This is a genomic window from Streptomyces sp. NPDC030296, assembly GCF_055572815.1.
Map to the genome: position 1 here is coordinate 664909 of NZ_JBVICQ010000001.1, position 17952 is coordinate 682860.

The window sequence follows — 17952 nt, forward strand, 5'->3', positions numbered from 1 at the left end:
CGTTCAGCTCGGGGCAGAAACGATCTGTCAGATCTGGTCGTTGTTCAGGGAGACTGGAGAGTGGCTAGAAGGCCCCGGGGGCAACCTCTATGATCGGCACACTTTCCTGCACGGACACGGCCAGAGCGCCCTTCGTACTTAGTTCGGCCGCTCCGACGACACAATCGAGATCCGTACGAAAAACGAGTGCACTGCGGGAGCGAACGGTGAGCGGAACGTCCCAAGGGCCGGCGCCCGCGGCAGACCTCGTCCGGTCAGCGACTACAGAGCGTCACGCCGAAGCGTCAGATGTGTCAGCGGCGCCGGACGCGTCGGCCCGGGCGGTGGTCGAGAGCACTCCCTCCGCCTTCTCCGCGGCGCCGCTGGCCATGGCCGTCGTCGACCGTGAAGGGCGGGTCGTCACCGCGAACGCGGCGATGGAGACACTGCTGGGGAACGGGGTGGCCGGACCGCTCGCGGGGCGCGTCGCGGCCGAGTTGGTCGACCTCGCCGCGGACACCCGCACCTGGCACGCCTATCGCGAGGTGCTGCGCGGCCGGCAGGCCCGGCTGCGCTGCACACGCCGACTCAAACGGCCCGACGGGACCTCCCTGTGGGTCCAGGTGTCCGTGGCGCCGCTGCCCGAGGAGGAGGGCGCGGTCCTGCTCTCGGTGACCGACATCAGCGCCAACCGTCAACTTCAGGCCAGACTCCAGCACTTGCAGCTGCACGACCCGGTGACCCGGCTGCCCAACCGCACCCTCTTCTTCGAACGCCTGGCCGCCGCCCTGGAGCGGGACGCCTACGAGGAGGCCGGCACCGGCCGGATCGGCCTGGTGTATCTGGACCTCGACGGGTTCAAGGCGGTCAACGACACCCTCGGCCACCGGGTCGGCGACCGGCTGCTCTCGGCCGTCGCCGAGCGGCTCACCCGGTGCGCGGAGGCGGCGGCGTACGGCCGTTCGGCGGGCGCGCCGGCCACGGCCCCACTGGTGGCCCGGCTCGGCGGCGACGAGTTCGCCGTCCTCGTCGAGGACTCCACCGGCACCGAACAACTCGCCGACCTGGCCGAGTCCGTGCTCAGGACCCTCCAGGCGCCCTTCGACCTCGCCGGACAGCGGCTGTCCGTGTCGGCGTCGATCGGCGTGGTGGAACGGCAGTCGGCGAGCACCACGGCCACCGGGCTGATGCAGGCCGCCGACACGACGCTGTACTGGGCGAAGGCCGACGGCAAGTCCCGCTGGACACTGTTCGATCCGGAGCGCAACGCCCACCGGATGACCCGTCAGGCACTGTCGTCCACGCTGCGGGCGGCCATCGGGCGGGGCGAGTTCGTCCTGGAGTACCAGCCGCTGGTGGGCATGGCGCAGGGCGAGGTGCGCGGGGTGGAGGCCCTGGTGCGCTGGCACCACCCGCAGTTCGGCCTGTTGACGCCGAATCGGTTCATCTCACTGGCGGAGGAGGACGGTTCGATCGTCCAGCTCGGCCGCTGGATCCTCGCGACCGCCTGCCGGCAGGCCCGCCGCTGGCAGCTCGACCACCCCGGCCGGGCTCCGATCTTCGTCAGCGTCAACGTCGCCGTGCGCCAGGTCTGGGACTCCGACCTCGTCGCCGATGTCGCCGAGATCCTCTCCGAGACGGGCCTCGCCCCGCATCTGCTCCAGCTGGAACTCACCGAGTCCGCGCTGATGGGCTCCGCCGGCCGCCCGTTGCAGGCGCTCAAGGCCCTCAGCGACATGGGGGTCCGCATCGCCATCGACGACTTCGGCACGGGCTACTCCAACCTCGCGTACCTGAGCCGGCTGCCGGTGTCGGTGCTGAAGCTGGACGGGGCGTTCGTCCGGGGCTTCCAGTACGAGACGCCGCAGGAGGGCGGGACCGGGGACGACGGGGTGCCCAACCCCGCCGACGAGATCATCGTCGAGGCCCTCGTCCAGCTGGCCCACCGGCTCGGGCTGACCGTCACCGCGGAGGGCGTGGAGACCGACGCCCAGGCCTCCCGGCTGCGCAGACTCGGCTGCGACACCGGACAGGGATGGCTGTACTCCCGCGCGGTGTCGCCCGAACGGATCGGCGAACTGCTGGGCGCCGCGGCCTGCCGCCGGTCCTGAGGCCGCCTACCGAGTGCCCTCGGTACGGGCCCCAGGTCCGAGGCCGCTCACCGATCGCCGTCGTTACGGAGGACGCGCGGCAGCTCGTAGGCGTCCGCGATCAGTTCGTAGGAGCGCAGGCGCAGGTCGGGGCTGTGGGCGTGGGTGGTGAGCATCAGTTCGTCGGCGCCGGTGCGCTTGTGGAGGTCGTCGAGACGGGTGCGGACCTCGTCGACGGTGCCGTGGATGACATCGGCGTTCCAGGAGTCGATGAAGTCCTGTTCGACCGCGCTGAACCGGTACGCCTCCGCCTCCTCCGGGGTCGGGACGAGACCGGGGCGGCCGGTGCGCAGGCGGACCATGTTCAGGGCGGCCGCCCTGACCTGGCGGCGGGCCTCCTTCTCCTCGTCGGCGGCGAGGGCCGAGACACCGATCAGCGCGTACGGGGCGTCGAGGACCGCGGAGGGGCGGAACGTCTCGCGGTACAGGTCGAGGGCCGGGATCGTGTTCCGCGCGGAGAAGTGGTGCGCGAAGGCGAACGGCAGGCCGAGTTCACCGGCCAGACGGGCGCTGAAACCGGAGGAGCCCAGCAGCCAGATCGGGGGGCGGTGCGGGGACTGCACACCGCCGGGCGACGTGCCCTGGATCGGGCCCGGTACCGCGTGAATACGGCGGTAGGGGTGGCCGTCGGGGAAGTCGTCGTCCAGGAACCGGGTCAGCTCCGCGAGCTGCTCGGGGAAGTCGTCGGCGCCCTCGTGCAGCCGGGCGGAGCGGCGCAGGGCGGCGGCGGTGGCACCGTCCGTGCCGGGGGCGCGACCGAGGCCGAGGTCGACACGGCCGGGGGCCATGGCCTCCAGCGTGCCGAACTGCTCCGCGATGACCAGGGGGGCGTGGTTGGGGAGCATCACGCCGCCGGAGCCGAGGCGGACGCGGGTGGTGTGGGCCGCGAGGTGGGCGAGGATCACGGCCGGGGAGGAGGAGGCCACGCCCGGCATGGAGTGGTGCTCCGCGACCCAGTAGCGGTGGTAGCCGCGGTCCTCCGCCCGGCGGGCGAGGGCGACGCTCGTGCGCAGGGCGTCGGTGGCGGTGCGGCCGGCGCCGACGGTGACGAGGTCGAGGACGGAGAGCGGGGCCGGGGCGGTGCCGTGTGTCTTGCCTCGGATCTCGTCTGCGGTCACGGCGGGGCCTCCTGCTGTTCACGGCGGTTCTGGGGTACGCCGGGGGTTAACAGGAGGGGGTCTCCGGTTATTCCGGGGTCCGGGTGAGGGGCCTGCGCGGGAGAGCTCGGGGGTGCGCGGGAGAAGGGGAGGGCGGGCCGCAGGCCCGTCCCTCCAGGGGCGCGGGGAACTGCGCGAGAAACCACGAACCACCCCCCACCCGCCCACGAACACGCGCCCCCGAGCTCCTAGGCGCCCGGCACATACCCCCTCCCCTTGTCCACCACATGCGGCAGCCTCCGCCCCGCAGCCCACAGGTCGTACGACTCCACGAACTGCTCGGACAGGGCGTCCCGCCAGCCCACCGTGTCGCCGCTCATGTGGGGGGAGACGATCAGACCGGGTACGTCCCACAGCGGGTCGTCGCCATCCAGTGGCTCCCGGTCGAAGACGTCCAGCGCCGCCCCCGCGATCCACCGTCGGCGCAGGGCGTCCACCAGCGCGTCCTCGACCACGAGCGGCCCGCGGCCCACGTTCACGAAGCGCGCGGAGGGCTGCATGACGCCGAAGCGGCGGGCGTCGAACATGCCGCGGGTCTCGTCCGTCAGCGGGGCCGCCGCGATCACCCAGTCGGCGCGGGCGAGCAGCCGGTCGAGGTCCTCGGGCCCGTGGACGCCGACGCGCGCCACCCGCCCGACGAGGGCGCTGTGCACGCCGATCGCCTTCAGCGACCGTACGATCGCCCTCCCGATGGGCCCCGACCCCACCACGCAGGCGCGGCTTCCGGCGACGCGCTGCGTCTCGCGGTGCCGCCACTCCCGGCGCCCCTGGAGCTCCCAGCTGCGCGGCAGGTCCTTCGCCATGCTCAGGACGAGCGCGGCGACGTACTCGGCGATGGGCTCGTCGAAGATGCCGCGGGCGTTCGTCACCACCGTGTCGGAGGCGACGAGTTCGGGGCACAGGAGGTGGTCGACGCCGGCGCTCGCCGTGTGCACCCAGCGGGGGCGGGGGCCGTCGCCGGGCCAGGCGTCCCGTACCGCGTGGGAGGTGAAGTCCCACACGAGCAGCACATCGGCGTGCGGCAGCCGCTCGGGCAGCGTCGACGCGTCGGTGTACTCGATCGTCGCCCGTCCGGTGAGGCGTCCGAGACGGGGGCGGGGCTCGGCGTCGAGGACGAGGAGCGTCGGTCTGCGCGTCGCGGTCATATCGCTGGGAAACCGTCCGTAGTGCGGTCTGGACCGAGCCCGGATCGTGGCGGGATGCGACTCGATCGGCCCCGTGGGATGCGTGCGACATGCACTGATGGACCACGCTCGCACCCGAACCACCCGCCGTCAACATGGACTTGCGCACGTTCCGTCGCCGATGTCTCTCTCTGCGTGAGGCCGGTGAGGTCGTCCCCGGCCCGGCGCGGGGCGTGGATCCGCGTTCTCTCGGCCAACCAGGTGACGATGAGGGGCGGCGGTGCGTCACCTGGGTACCCGGGTGGTGGGTCCGTACCAGGCTCTGCTCGACGAGTCGGCACGAGTCGGCCAGGCAGGCGTCCGGTGCGGGGCCGTCACACCGCCGCCGGCGTCGCCGGAAGAACAGGAAGGTTGGGCATGACCGCTCTCGGACTCCTCCACCCGGGCCACTCCGCCGAGGACGACTATCCACGCATAGAGCAGCTCCTGGGCAGCGACGTCCGCGTCGACCTCGCGCGGATCGACGTCGGTGAGGACCCGCACCGGGTGGACGCGCTGCGGGAGATGGGCGCGCCCGAGCGGCTGGCCGCGGGCTGCGAGGCCCTGCGGCTGTCCGGCGCCGAGGCGGTCGTCTGGGCGTGCGCGGGCGGCAGCTTCGTCCTCGGCTACGAGGGCGCCCACGCACAGATCCGCGCCCTGGCCCGTACGGCGGGCCTGCCCGCTTCCTCCACCGCCTTCGCGTTCGTCCACGCGGCGCGGGAGGTGAAGGCGGCCCGTGTGGCCGTCGCCTCGACGTACCCGGACGACGTGACCCGCCTCTTCGTCGACTTCCTGACGGCGGGCGGGCTGGAGGTCGTCTCCGCGCGCGGGGCCGGCGTCGCCACGGCGGCGGAGGTGGGCGCCTGGACCGTCGACGACATCCTCGCCCTCGCCCGGGACGCCGACCGTCCCGACGCCGAGGCGCTCCTGCTGCCCGACACGGCCCTGCGCACCGCCTCCCACATCCCCGCCCTGGAGAAGGAGCTGGGCAAGCCGGTCCTCACCGCCACCCAGGTCAGCGTCTGGGAGGCCCTGCGCCTGGCCGACCGCAGGGTGAACGCCCCGGAGCTGGGCGCCCTGTTCACCAGGGAACCGATCGTGCAGGCGTGAACCGGCGGAACGATCCGGGGGTGCCGGTGCCGTCCCGGACAGGTCCCGCGCCCGGCTGGTTCAGGGGCGCGGGGAGCCGCGCGGGCGGCCGCCGCGTCCCGCGGTCGAGGGCGGCCGGGCCCGCGCCGGGGTCTGTGCGGGGGTCGTGAAGGGGCCACGGATGGCCCGAATACATCGCATGGGGTCGGGTAGCCGCGCGGCCATGGCTCCAGCAACGAAGACTTCCGGAAGAACCGGCACCCCACGTGACCCCAGCCGCCGGGCGCTGCTCGCCGGCGCGTCCGCGCTCGCGACCGCGGGCGCGCTGGGCGCAGCCGGGTGCAGCCGGGTCGCCTCCGCCTCCGGTGTGAAGGGGGGTGACCTGCTGGACCGGCTGCGCGCGCAGGGTGTGGCGCGGCTCGGTATCGCCGGGGAGATCCCGTTCGGCTACATCGACACGAACGGCGAACTGACCGGCGAGGGACCGGAAGTGGCCAGGATCATCTTCCGGCGGCTGGGCGTGGAGCGCGTCCAGCCCGTGCCGACCGAGTTCGGCTCGCTGATACCCGGCCTGAACTCCCAGCAGTTCGACGTGGTGTCCGCCGGGATGTACATCAACCCCGAGCGCTGCGGGCAGGTCATCTTCTCCGAGCCGGACCACCAGATGCTCGACGCGTTCGTGGTCCGCAAGGGCAACCCCAAGGGCCTGAACGACTACGCGGACGTGATTCGCGCCAAGGCCAGGTTCGCCACCGGCTCCGGGTACGCACAGATCGAGCACGCGGTCGAGGCGGGTTACCCGGAGAGCGACATCGTGATCGTCCCCGACCAGGTCGCGGGCATGAACGCCGTCGAGGCGGGCCGTGTCGACGTGTTCGCGGGGACGTCCCTGACCACCCGTGAGGTCGTCAAGAAGTCCCGCAGGACGGAGGCCACCAGGCCGTTCGCCGCGCGCGTCGACGGCAAGCCGCGGGTGGACGGCGCGGGCTTCGCGTTCCGGCGCACCGAGACGAGGCTGCGGGACGCCTTCAACGCCGAGCTGCGGAAGATGAAGGAGAGCGGCGAGCTGCTCAGGGTCCTGCGGCCGTTCGGGTTCACGAAGGTCGAGATGACCGACCTCACGATGCGGGAGCTCTGTCGCGCATGACGCCGGGCCTGTGGGAACTCGTCCTGCGCGGTGTCTGGGTCACCGTCCAACTGCTGGTGTTCGGCGGGCTGCTGGCCACGGCCGTCTCCTTCGCCGTGGGGATCGCGCGTGTCAACCGCCGGTGGATCGTCCGCTTCCTCGCGGGTGTCTACACCGAGGTGTTCCGCGGTACCTCCGCGCTGATCATGATCTTCTGGGTGTACTTCGTGCTGCCGCTGGCCTTCGGCTGGCAGCTCGTGCCGATGTGGGCGGCCGTCCTCGCCCTCGGGCTGACCTACGGGGCGTACGGGGCCGAGATCGTGCGCGGCGCCCTGAACTCCGTGGACCCGGCGCAGCGCGAGGGCGGCATCGCGCTGAGCTTCTCCCCGTGGCAGCGGATGCGGCTGATCCTGCTGCCCCAGGCGGTCCCGGAGATGATCCCGCCCTTCGCCAACCTGCTGGTCGAACTACTCAAGGGCACGGCACTGGTGTCGATCATGGGCATGGGCGACCTCGCCTTCAGCGGCAGCCTGGTGCGGCTGGCGCTCCAGGAGAGCGTGGAGATCTACACGTACATCCTGCTCATCTACTTCGTCATCGCCTTCCTGCTCACCCGGGCCATGCGGGCCCTGGAGCGGCGGCTGAAGGCCGGGGTCGGCAGGGCCCCGGCGAAGGCGGGCGGGGCGCGGGCGCGCGTACCCGAGACGGCGGGCGCCGGAGGTGGTGCGTGATGAACTGGGACTGGAACGCGGTCGTCGACTTCCTCCCGCATTTCCGGGACGGCCTGATCGTCACTCTTCAGGCGCTGGCGCTGGGCTCGGTGGTCTCGTTCGCGCTCGGGCTGGTGTGGGCGCTGCTGGTGCGGACGCCGACCCGCTGGGTGAGCTGGCCGGTGGGGGTCTTCACGGAGTTCGTCCGGAACACCCCGCTGCTGGTGCAGCTGTTCTTCCTCTTCTACGTGCTGCCCGAGTGGGGCCTGACGTTCTCGGCGCTGACCACGGGTGTCGTCGCGATCGGGCTGCACTACTCGACGTACACGATGCAGGTCTACCGCGCCGGTATCGAGGCGGTGCCCGCGGGCCAGTGGGAGGCGGCCACCGCGCTGAACCTGCCGCCGGGGCGCACCTGGACGGTGGTGATCCTGCCGCAGGCGGTCCGCCGGGTGGTGCCCGCGCTGGGCAACTACGTGATCTCGATGCTCAAGGACACCCCGATCCTCATGGTGATCACCGTCCCGGAGATGCTCGGCGAGGCACGGCTCTACGCCCAGGAGACCTTCCGCTTCACCGAGCCCCTGACCGTCATCGGAGTGGCGTTCATCGTCATCTCCTATCTCGCCTCCGTCCTCCTGCGAACCCTGGAGCGTCGTCTTGTCCGCTGACACCCCGCTGTTGAAGGAAGCCGGCTCCCGCGCCGACCGTGCCGCGGACCACACCGAGCTGATCCGCTTCGAGAACGTGACCAAACGATTCGGCAGCAATACGGTGCTGGACCGGCTCGACTTCTCCGTCGACGCCGGCAAGCACGTGACGCTGATCGGCCCGTCAGGCTCCGGCAAGACGACGATCCTGCGGCTGCTGATGACCCTGACCAAGCCCGACGAGGGCACGATCACCGTCGGCGGGCAGCGGCTGTTCCCGGCGAGCGACAAGCAGTGCCGCGAGGTCCGCAAGAACATCGGGATGGTGTTCCAGCAGTTCAACCTGTTCCCCAACATGAAGGTGCTGCGCAACATCACCGAGGCGCCGGTCACCGTCCTCGGCCTGTCCAAGGACGAGGCCGAGGCGCGCGCCCTGGAGCTGCTGGACATGGTCGGGCTCGCCGACAAGTGCGACTCCTACCCGACGCAGCTCTCCGGCGGGCAGCAGCAGCGGGTGGCCATCGCGCGCGCCCTGGCGATGCGACCGCAGGTGCTGCTGCTCGACGAGGTGACGTCCGCGCTCGACCCCGAACTGGTCGCGGGCGTGCTCGATCTCCTCCGGGACATCGCCCGCACCACCGACATCACGATGCTCTGCGTGACCCACGAGATGAACTTCGCCCGTGACATCTCGGATCAGGTTCTGATGTTCGATTCCGGCCAGGTCATCGAGTCGGGCAGCCCCGAGAAGATCTTCGGCGAACCCGAGCACGCACGCACGCGGGAGTTCCTCGGCGCGGTCCTCTGATTACGTGCCGTGAGTGATCGAACACGGCGGAACGTCCGAGGTGGGACCGCCGGGCCATGACTCAGGCATATGCCAGAGTGCTGATCCACCAGTTGAGAGGCCCGGAGACGCCCGGATTTTCTGCCGAACAACCCCTGCGCGTAAGCCCCTTGGGCCGTATCGTGGGACACGGCAAGCTGTCCGAAAAACGGCCCGAGAAGCGCAGGGGGAAACCGTGGCGCTCAAGCACGAGCCGACCGCGCCGAACCACTCGGCCCAGGACGCGCTGCGCGTCCTGGAGACAGTGTCGCGGCACGCAGGTGGCGTCACCGACGCCGAGATCGCCCGCCGGACCGGCGTCGGCAGCGAGCGGTTGACCGCGCTCCTGCTGATGCTGCGCCGAGAGGGATACGTGGAGCAGACCACCGACGGCGCCTATGTCACCGGAGTCGCACTCGCCAGGCTGGGCTCCGCCCAGGGCCATGACCAGGCCCTGAGCGAGCAGCTTCAGCGCACCCTGGACCGACTGCGCGACTCGGTGGGCGCCGCCGTCTACATCAGCCGCTACGAGGACGGGGAGATCAAGGTCACCGGCTGCGCCGAGGGGCCGGGCACACCCGCCGTGCACCAGTGGGTCGACTTCCGCTCCGCGGCCCACGCCACCGCCATAGGCAAGAGCCTGCTGGGCCAGCTCGACCTCAACGCCCGGCGGGACCACCTGTCCCGGCACCGGCCGGCCCGGCTCACATCCCGCACGATCACCAACGAGAGGGTGCTGCTGAGCAAACTCGACGCCCAGTCGCCGACGGTCCCGGTCCTCGACCTCCAGGAGTACGCGCCGGGCACGGTCTGCGCGGCCGTTCCCATCACCGCGGGCTCCTCCGTCGGCTGCCTGGCCCTGTCACTGCCCCTGGAACACGCGCACCGGCTCCGCCGGGCGGCGCACACCCTGAACCGGGGGGCGGCACCGGTCCTGCTGTCGCTGGTGATCTAGCGGCCGGCCCGCGCTGCTGGAGATCCACGTCACGTTTACGTGGTCGAAGGCACCCCCAAGGACCAGGTAGTATTTTCTCTGTCGCCGGCCGCGAAAGCGAAAAGCGACAGAGTCTGCGCCGCTAGCTCAGTTGGTTAGAGCAGCTGACTCTTAATCAGCGGGTCCGGGGTTCGAGTCCCTGGCGGCGCACCATGACGATGGCGAGGCACGTTCGCAGAAAGCGCGAACGTGCCTCGCCATCGTCGTTCTTGCGCGGCTTCGCCGCGCGCAGTGGGCGGGCTTCGCCACCCACACCCCCGTGCCGCCCTGCGGGACTCAGCCCCGTAGGTAAGCCAGCACGGCCAGCACCCGGCGGTGGGTGTCCTCGGCCGGGGGGAGGGCGAGCTTGGCGAGGATGTTGCCGATGTGTTTGCCGACAGCGGCCTCCGTGACGACCAGGTCGCGGGCGACGGCGGCGTTGGACTTGCCCTCCGCGACCAGGGCGAGGACCTCCCGCTCGCGCGGGGTCAGCGCGGCCAGCGGATCACTCCGCCGGCGCAGCAGCAGGCGTACGACCTCGGGGTCGACGACCGTGCCGCCGGCCGCGACCCGGTCGACCGCCTCCGCGAACTGCTCGACCTGCCCGATGCGGTCCTTCAGGAGATAGCCGACGCCGGTGCCGTCCCCCGTGTCCAGCAGGTCGGCGGCGTAGGCGCGCTGCACGTACTGGCTGAGGACGAGGACGGGCAGGGACGGGTTCGCGGCGCGCAGGTCGAGGGCGGCGCGCAGGCCCTCGTCGCTCTGCCCGGGCGGCATCCGGACGTCGGTGACGACGAGATCGGGGCCGTGCGACACCACCGCCCGCTTGAGGGCCTCCGCGTCGCCGACCGCCGCGACGACCTCGTGGCCGAAGCGGGCCAGCACCCCGACGAGCCCCTCACGGAGCAGGACGCTGTCCTCCGCGAGCACGATCTTCAGCGCGTCGGGCACGGGATCTCCAGGGACAGGACGGTCGGGCCGCCGGCCGGGCTGTGGACGGTCAGTGTCCCATCGAGGACGGCGAGCCGGTCGACGAGCCCCGTGAGGCCGGTGCCGCCGGCCGGGTCGGCGCCGCCGTGCCCGTCGTCCCGCACCTCCACGCACAGCCGCCCGCCCGCGTACCGGCCGGTGACCCAGGCGTGTCCGGCGCCGCTGTGCCTGCCGACGTTGGCGAGCGCCTCGCGGACCGCGAAGTACGCGGCGGACTCCACCGACTCGGCGAACCTCGGCAGGTCGGCGTCGACCGTGACGGGCACGGCGGACCGGTCGGCCGCGTCGGCGAGGGCGTCCGGCAGACCGTAGTCGGCGAGGACCTGGGGATGGATGCCGTGGATCAACTCCCGTAGCTCCCCGAGGACCCGGTCGGCCTCCCGGTGCGCGGCGGCGAGCCGGTCGGCCAGCTCCGGAGGGGCGTCCAGCCGGACCAGGCCCAGTGTCATGCTCAGGGACACCAGTCGCTGCTGGGCGCCGTCGTGCAGATCGCGTTCGATGCGGCGCCGCTCCGCCTCGAAGGCGGCGACCAGCCGGGCCCGCGAGCGGGTCACCTCCGCCAGCCGCCGCTCCCCCTCGGCCTCACTGGGCGCGAGCAGCATCCGCGCCACCCCGGCACGGGCCCGTGCGTACAGGGTGAGCGGCCACAGCAGGGCGACGACGAGGGCGAGTCCGGCGGCCGCGCACAGCAGGGCCTGGCCCTGGGTGTCGATCAACCAGAGCTTGACGATGCGGGTGTCGCCGCCCGAGAGGGCCAGCTGGACGGGCGCCCCGATCAGCGCGCCGGGCACGGCCACCGCCGCGCACAGCGCCAGCGCGTCCAGCGGCCACAGGACGAACCCGAGGAGCAGGGTGTACGCCAGCTCCCGCCAGGTCGCCCGCTCGGTGAACCGCAGCCGCGCCCAGGCGGCGAGCCCGGGTTCGGCGGGGGTGGCGTGCGGGCCGGGCGGCGGGGGTGTGCGGATGACGAGCAGCCGTCGGCGCTCCAGGGCCCCGACGGGGACACCGGACAGGGCGAGCAGGGCCAGCAGCGGCAGGCCCACGAGGAGGGGGGCCAGGGCGAGGCCGAGGGTGCCCAGGACGAGGAGCAACAGGAGCAGGGGCACGCTCACCAGGACCCCGCTCAGCAGGTACGCCACCGCGCCCGGTGTGTCCCGTACGACCGTTCGGATCATGGGCTCACGGTAGGCGGCGACGCCGGGCAACGGCCATACGGGCAGGGGGAGTTCCGGGGTGGGCCCAGCCCTACCTCCGGGTGGGCCGGCCGGTGGCCGGCGGGTGGCGGTCCGCGTCTTCGTCCACCCGCCCGGCTATCGGGTCAGCAACTCCTCCCGGCCCCGTGCCCGGTACTCGGTGACCAGGGCCGCGAGGTCCACCGCGGTGAGCCTGCGGTACGCCCACTTGCCCGGGGGCCGCCACCAGACGGGGTCGGGGCAGCGGAAGCCCTCACGGCGCAGGGCGGCCCGCTGGATCTTGTTGGTGGCGGTGACGGGCATGCGGGGGACGACGCGGACGAAGCGGGGGGTCATCTTGGTGCCGAGGTCGGGCTGGGCGAAGAGGAACTCGGTGAAGCCGTACGGATCGAAGGTACCCGCGATGGTGGCCATGACCTGGTCCCCGGCGACCGGGTCGGGGACGGCGTAGACGGCGACGGCGTCGGCGCCCTCGTACCGGGCGAGGATGTTCTCGATGGTGGCGGCGGCGAGGTTCTCGCTGTCGACGCGGAGGCGGTCGTCGGTGCGGCCGGCGAAGTAGAGGAAGCCGTCCGTGTCGCGGTAGAAGAGGTCGCCGGTCCAGTACCAGCCGTCGCGGCGGCGGGCCGCGTCCGCCTCGGGGTTGCGCCAGTAGCCCTCGAACGGGTTGGGGCCCCGGTTCACCAACTCCCCTATCGCGTCGGTGCCGTTGAGGAGGCGGCCGTCCTCGGCGAAGACGGCCGGCGGGCACTCCTTCCGGGTCTCGGGGTCGACCACGGCGAGGTCGTCGCCGGGTGCCGCCCGCCCGATCGCGCCCGGCGGGGTCCCCGGTGTCCGCTGGATCGCGGCCCCGCCCTCGGAGGAGCCGTACCCCTCGACGAGCCGCACCCCGAAGCGCCGCTCGAAGGCCGCCGCGTCCACGGCCCCCGCCTCCGTGCCGAAGCCGGTGCGCAGCGGGTTGTCGTGGTCGTCGGGCCGGGGCTCGGTGGCGAGGACGTAGCTCACGGCCCGGCCGACGTAGGTGAAGTACGTGGCGCCGTACGCCCGTACGTCCTCCAGGAAGCCGGATGCGGAGAACCGGCGGCGCAGGGCGACGCCCGCCCCGGCGACGAGGGCGGGTGCCCAGTCGGCGATGACGGCGTTGCCGTGGAACATCGGCATGCAGACGTAGTGCACGTCGTCCCGCGCCACGCCGAAGCGGTCGACGAGGGCCCGGCCTGCCGCCGCGAGCCGGCCCTGCGAGCAGATCGCGGCCTTGGGGGCGCCGGTGGAGCCGGAGGTGAAGTAGAGCAGGAGCCGGTGGGACGGGGTGGCCCGGCGGGGGTCGGGTTCGGCGCCCGCGTAGGGGGCGACGAGGGCGGTGTACTCCTCGGTGTCCGTGACGAGGATCCGCACACCGGGCAGGTGCAGGCCGTCGAGGAGCGGCAGGTGGGCGCGTTCCGTGACGAGGATCCGGCACTCGGTGTGGAGGATGTCGCGGGCCAGTTCGGGGCCCCGGCGGGTGGGGTTGATCCCGGCGACGGCGGCGCCCGCGAGGGCGGCGGCGCTCAGCCACAGGGCGTACTCGGGGGTGTTGTCGAGGAGGACGCCGAGGTGTGGCTCGGCGCCGGGTGGCAGCAGGTCGGCGAGGAGTGCCGCGCGGGCGGCGGCACCGGCGGCGACCTCGTGATGGGTGAGCACCTCGCCTTCGAACCACAGCCCCGGCCGGTGGTCTCCCCACCGGTCGGCGACGAGCTGCGCGACCGTACGCCTCGTGGACTCCATACGCGCGCACGCTAGTTGACGTACCGTCAGTTGGGGAGGCGCATGTCGGTCACGGGCTCGGGAAGGTGGTGTCGGCGGACATCCGGTGGAAGATGACCATGAAGCCGACACAGAAGACGAAGATCACACCGAGGAAGGCGAGGATGCCGAAGCTGGCCGCCGCCCGCTTCACCCGGCCCGGCTGGTGGGCCGTGGCCACCACGGACGGGCCCTCGGTGTAGTAGACCGTGACGAAGTCGCCCTCGACCGTGGTCAACGGGCCGTCCTCCTCCTCGAAGCGGATGGGGCGGCCGTCCCGGGTGGTGAACTCGTACACATGGTGGATCGTCGTGTGCACGGCACTGCTCTGCCCCATGGCCTTGCTGACCGTGGTGAACGCCTTCAGGCAGCGACCCTCCGCCGTCAGCCCGCTGTTCCAGGCCCGCTGGATCAGTACCCAGCGGCGCAGTACGCGGTAGCCCGCGAAGGCGACGACGGCCATGATCAGACCGGGAACGATGTACAGAAACACATCCATGGTGATCCCCCGCGTTCGGTGACCGCCCTGGTCGGCGGTGCGTGGGGAAACTACCCGTGCGGGGGCCCCGCGCAGCTCAAGCGATGCTCAGAACTCGCGGGGCCGGTGCGCTGTCGGTCAGAACGTGACGTCCGAGCAGGCGTAGAACGCGTTGCCGGTGTCGGCGATCGTCCACACCGCGAGGATCACGTGGTGGCCGCTCAGACCGGACGGCAGGCGTCCGGTGTGGGAGAGCGTGGACGGGGGTCGCTGACCGTTGTAGGGGACGGTGAAGAACGGGGTGAGGTTGAGGTCGGAGCGGGCCAGCGCGTGGTTCTGGTTCCAGCCCGGCTTGGTGACGTAGTACTTGAAGTCGGTGGTGGCGTGCATGGCGGTGAACTGCCAGCGGAACGTGTAGTTCTGGCCGCCCGTCACCCTGGTCGTGGGCCAGGCGCCGCCGCCCGGCCTGGTGGGCGAGTTGAGCTGCCCGAACCGGCTGTGCCCGGCGGAACAGATCTGGCCGTCAGCCGGCCCTGAGCCCGGGAAGCCCTTCGGGCCCTCCACGCTCTGCGGCTCCCACTGGATGTCGCCGCAGTTCGTGACGGTGCCGTTCTGACAGAGCTTCTGCCGGCTGACGGGGAGATCGGTGTAGCCGTGGCCGGAGGCGCCGCCGCTGGAGAGGACGAGGGCTCCCATGGTGGCGAGACCGACGCCGGCGGCGTACCACTTGGCGCGTTTTCGGGTGAAGGTCCTTGGACGCATGCTGCCGCTCCCTGGAGTACGTGGGGATGTTCCAGGTCTAGACCAAGCATCAGAGTAGGAGCGGCGGTTGGCTGTGTCCATATCAACGACGGGGCCCCGCCGGGGGCGTGTTCACGGGGACACTTCGCGCCGCCCCGTGTAGAACGCCACCGTCAGGTCCTTCACCAGCGCCTTGCGCTCGTAGTCGTCGAGTTCCACCAGGCCGCGCATCGTCAGCCGGGTCACCGTGTCCTCGACGGAGTCGACGACCGAGGTGAGCACGGTGTCGCGGTGCTGGGCGTCGAGCGCCGCGATCCGCCGGCGCTGCATCACCGCGGCGACCTCGGGCGCGTACTCGATCCGGATGGGCTGCACGGAGAACACCTCAAGGCCGACCGGTGCCGTGTCCGCGACGAGCAGCCGGGTCAGCGCCTCGCCGACCGCCTCCGTGTTGCGCAGGGTGGAGTCCCGGACGAGGGCGTTCGGCGGTACCTCGGCGGGGAGTTGGGAGAGCACCCGGGAGAGCGCCGCCTCGACGCACTCGCGCAGGTAGCGCTCGTGGTCCTCGATCCCCAGCACGGCCCGCGCGGTGTCCTTCATCCGCCAGGCGACCAGGACGACGGCCCGCAGCGCGACCCCGTTCGCGTCGACGGCCGGCATCGGCTCGCTGCGCCAGTGCCGCAGCCGTACGTCGACCCGGCGGCGCAGCACGAGCGGGTTCACCCACAGCAGCCCGGCGCGGCGGACGGTCCCCCGGTACCGGCCGAACAGGTTCAGCACCCAGGCCCGCCCGGTCCGCCCCCGCGCGAGCCCGCCGAACCCGAACAGCGTCAAGGCACCGGCACCGGCGTACGCGGCCCACTGCGCCGGGCCGAGTCCCCCCGCGTACCCGGTCGGCAGCCCCAACCCCCTGACGACCAGCTCCGGCAGCACACCGGCCCACCACGACGTCAGGACGCATCCGGCCACGCCGCAGGTCCCGCCCAGCACGCCCACCACCCCGGGCAGCACCCGCGCGGGGCGTTCGACCAGGTCGGGGTCGACCTCGACGGCGGGCCGCGGCTTCACCGAGGCGGGGCCCCGCCGCACCCTCGGCTGCTCCCCGGTCCCGCGCCGGCGGCCCACGACGGCGGGGGTGACCGGCACGGACACGGGGGCCGGGTCGTCCCGGAACAGCAGATGGACGGGGATCTCGGTGGTCGTCTCGTTCTGGATGAGCCGCGCGGGCCGCGCGACCCCTTCCGGCTCCGGTGTGGGTGAGGTGGTCGTACTCATACGTGCCTCCATGCCTCCGCGCAGGAAGAACCGTGGTGCGAGCTGGTGAGGGTGAAGAGGGGCGAGCGGGGGTCTCCGGGGCCGGGGTCAGAAGAAGAGGCGGCGCCAGGTCTCCGGGCCCGGGTAGCCGTCGGCGGCGCCGCCGCGCCAGCCCTGGGACCGCTGGAACGCCTCCACGTTCCGCCGGTCCTCCTCGCCCCAGCGGGGTCCCGGGCCGGAGGTGTAGTACTTGCCGAACCCCAGCTCGACCAGCCGCTTGCCCAGCAGCGTGACGTGCGCGTTGTACGCGCCGGGCCGGAACGCGCCCCGTCCCGGATACCCGGGCACGCCGTGCGAGGCGGGCGTCCCGAAGCGGCCCGGCGGCCCTGGCGTGAGCGGCGGCTTGGTCGTGACCGGCGACCGGGACGTGACCGGCGGCCTGCCGCGCGGGCTCGGGCCGTCCGCCGGCGGAATGTCCCGGCCCTTCCCGGTCACCAGGTACGACCAGGTCGACGGGCCCGGCAGCCCGTCCGCGTCCGACCCGGTCCAGCCCTGCGCCCGCTGGAACGCCTGGGTGGCCCTGCGGTCCGCGTCCGACCAGCGCGGCCCCGGCCCGGCGGTGTAGAAGCGGGCCCCGCCGCGCTCCACCAGCATCTGCCCCAGCCGGGTGACGTACCGGTTGTCGGCGCCCGGCCCGAAGTAGGCGGCACCCGGGTACCGGCTGCCGCCCGACGGACTCGCCGACCCCTTCGTACCGCCGCTCCCGGAGGAGTCGGGGTCGTCGGTGGAGCCGTCCGTCTCCTCGTCCGGCGCCGCCGTGCCGTCGTCGACCACGCCCTTGTACCGGTACGGCACATAGCGCCTCGGGTTGGACCAGTAGCCGTACGGGGTGACCTCGCGGCGGGCGTGGGGGCGGGTCGACTCGTAGGCGATGTACGAGCTGTGCGTGGAGTCCGTCCACCCACCGAAGATCACCACGTGCGAGCCCTTCTGCGGGTCGCTCGGATTGTGGAAGAGAAGCATGTCGCCGGGTTGCAGCAGTTCCTTGGAAATACGCTCGGCGAACTTGTGCAGGCTGCCCGTCCACTCGTTTCCGGGCAGATGCCAGGCCATGGAGACGAATCCGGAACAGTCCTGCCGATAACCGTCCGACCAGTACTCCGTCATGCTGTACGGCACCTCGGCGGTGATCCAGGTCCTGGCCCGCCGGATGATCTCCGCCCGGCTGATCGGCGGCGTCCTCACCTCCTCGGGCGGCTTCTCCTCGTCGGCCGGCCGCCCCGCCGGGCCGTGCAGCGGGGTCTTCTTCCCCTGCGGGGTGTCGGGCCCGTCACCTGCGGGAACGCCTCCGGGGAGGGTGGGAGCGTGGGCCGCCGCGACCGCCGGCGCGCCATGCCCCGCACCGAGGGCGGCGCCGGCCGCCGTGGCCACGACGAGAGCGCGCCTGGCCGTTCTGGCGGCGGGGTGACCCGGGTGGTCGTACAGGGTCGAGTACGGCATCACGCGCCGCCAGTGAACACAGCCGGGGCATTCACAGGCGGCCCCCGGATCGATTTCCTCGAATGCCGGAGCGTCCATGCGATTCCCCTCGCGGGCGGGGCGGAGAATTCCACGATTCTGCACGACGTCAAGTTTTCCAAGTGTCGCGTGCTGTCGCATGCTGACGGTCCAAATGATGTACGCGCGGCGCG

The 17952-nt window shown here is 72.2% G+C and carries 16 protein-coding genes, 1 tRNA gene and 1 pseudogene; 9 read left to right on the forward strand and 9 right to left on the reverse strand.

Annotation, left to right across the window (positions count from 1 at the left end; genetic code table 11):
- Positions 1-206: 206 nt before the first annotated feature.
- Entirely contained in the window at positions 207-2090 is a 1884-nt protein-coding gene (locus ACZ4Z3_RS02780; protein WP_468499338.1) for a putative bifunctional diguanylate cyclase/phosphodiesterase, read from the forward strand.
- A 47-nt stretch (positions 2091-2137) separates the two neighbouring features.
- Here ACZ4Z3_RS02780 and ACZ4Z3_RS02785 read toward each other — a convergent pair whose 3' ends face one another.
- Entirely contained in the window at positions 2138-3247 is a 1110-nt protein-coding gene (locus ACZ4Z3_RS02785; RefSeq protein ID WP_468499339.1) for an LLM class flavin-dependent oxidoreductase, read from the reverse strand.
- 227 nt (positions 3248-3474) lie between these two features.
- Entirely contained in the window at positions 3475-4431 is a 957-nt protein-coding gene (locus ACZ4Z3_RS02790) for a D-2-hydroxyacid dehydrogenase (protein ID WP_468499340.1), read from the reverse strand.
- Positions 4432-4647: 216 nt separating this feature from the next.
- Between ACZ4Z3_RS02790 and ACZ4Z3_RS02795 the strand changes: the two are divergent.
- The 8 genes and pseudogenes from ACZ4Z3_RS02795 to ACZ4Z3_RS02830 all read left to right on the forward strand — a co-directional run.
- A pseudogene (locus ACZ4Z3_RS02795) lies at positions 4648-4831 on the forward strand (maleate cis-trans isomerase family protein); the annotation flags it as partial.
- The gene (locus ACZ4Z3_RS02800; protein ID WP_468499341.1) at positions 4828-5559 is read left to right on the forward strand and encodes a maleate cis-trans isomerase family protein; all 732 of its coding nucleotides are present in this window, start codon (positions 4828-4830) and stop codon (positions 5557-5559) included. The pseudogene ACZ4Z3_RS02795 and the gene ACZ4Z3_RS02800, both read left to right, overlap by 4 nt.
- A gap of 202 nt (positions 5560-5761) precedes the next feature.
- Complete coding sequence (gene ehuB / locus ACZ4Z3_RS02805; protein ID WP_468499342.1) at positions 5762-6685, forward strand: ectoine/hydroxyectoine ABC transporter substrate-binding protein EhuB; 924 nt, start codon at positions 5762-5764, stop codon at positions 6683-6685.
- Positions 6682-7395, forward strand: a complete 714-nt coding sequence (ehuC, locus tag ACZ4Z3_RS02810) for an ectoine/hydroxyectoine ABC transporter permease subunit EhuC (RefSeq protein ID WP_468499343.1) — start codon at positions 6682-6684, stop codon at positions 7393-7395. The genes ehuB and ehuC overlap by 4 nt, the downstream gene beginning before the upstream one ends.
- Entirely contained in the window at positions 7395-8045 is a 651-nt protein-coding gene (gene ehuD, locus ACZ4Z3_RS02815) for an ectoine/hydroxyectoine ABC transporter permease subunit EhuD (RefSeq protein WP_468499344.1), read from the forward strand. The genes ehuC and ehuD overlap by 1 nt, the downstream gene beginning before the upstream one ends.
- Before the next feature lie 10 nt (positions 8046-8055).
- Positions 8056-8832, forward strand: coding sequence for an ectoine/hydroxyectoine ABC transporter ATP-binding protein EhuA (gene ehuA / locus ACZ4Z3_RS02820; RefSeq protein ID WP_468499532.1), 777 nt, complete (start codon positions 8056-8058; stop codon positions 8830-8832).
- A 214-nt stretch (positions 8833-9046) separates the two neighbouring features.
- Complete coding sequence (locus ACZ4Z3_RS02825) at positions 9047-9805, forward strand: IclR family transcriptional regulator (protein ID WP_468499345.1); 759 nt, start codon at positions 9047-9049, stop codon at positions 9803-9805.
- Between the two features lie 115 nt (positions 9806-9920).
- Positions 9921-9997: transfer RNA gene (locus ACZ4Z3_RS02830), tRNA-Lys, on the forward strand.
- Between the two features lie 123 nt (positions 9998-10120).
- Here ACZ4Z3_RS02830 and ACZ4Z3_RS02835 read toward each other — a convergent pair.
- The 7 genes from ACZ4Z3_RS02835 to ACZ4Z3_RS02865 form a co-directional block, all read right to left on the reverse strand.
- Positions 10121-10774 carry a response regulator gene (locus ACZ4Z3_RS02835; protein WP_468499346.1) on the reverse strand — a complete coding sequence of 218 codons (654 nt, stop codon included), beginning with the start codon at positions 10772-10774 and terminating at the stop codon, positions 10121-10123.
- Positions 10759-11988, reverse strand: a complete 1230-nt coding sequence (locus ACZ4Z3_RS02840) for a sensor histidine kinase (RefSeq protein WP_468499347.1) — start codon at positions 11986-11988, stop codon at positions 10759-10761. The genes ACZ4Z3_RS02835 and ACZ4Z3_RS02840 overlap by 16 nt, the downstream gene beginning before the upstream one ends.
- Positions 11989-12123: 135 nt before the next feature.
- Positions 12124-13770 (reverse strand): long-chain-fatty-acid--CoA ligase, encoded by a 1647-nt coding sequence (locus ACZ4Z3_RS02845; RefSeq protein WP_468499348.1) that lies wholly within the window; start codon positions 13768-13770, stop codon positions 12124-12126.
- A gap of 49 nt (positions 13771-13819) precedes the next feature.
- A complete protein-coding gene (locus ACZ4Z3_RS02850; protein ID WP_468499349.1) occupies positions 13820-14287 on the reverse strand; it encodes a DUF3592 domain-containing protein in 468 nt (155 codons plus the stop codon).
- Positions 14288-14404: 117 nt separating this feature from the next.
- Positions 14405-15028 carry a lytic polysaccharide monooxygenase auxiliary activity family 9 protein gene (locus tag ACZ4Z3_RS02855; RefSeq protein ID WP_099964752.1) on the reverse strand — a complete coding sequence of 208 codons (624 nt, stop codon included), beginning with the start codon at positions 15026-15028 and terminating at the stop codon, positions 14405-14407.
- Positions 15029-15139: 111 nt separating this feature from the next.
- A complete protein-coding gene (locus ACZ4Z3_RS02860; RefSeq protein WP_468499350.1) occupies positions 15140-16282 on the reverse strand; it encodes an SPFH domain-containing protein in 1143 nt (380 codons plus the stop codon).
- A gap of 87 nt (positions 16283-16369) precedes the next feature.
- The gene (locus tag ACZ4Z3_RS02865; RefSeq protein ID WP_468499351.1) at positions 16370-17839 is read right to left on the reverse strand and encodes a peptidoglycan-binding protein; all 1470 of its coding nucleotides are present in this window, start codon (positions 17837-17839) and stop codon (positions 16370-16372) included.
- Between the last annotated feature and the right edge of the window lie 113 nt (positions 17840-17952).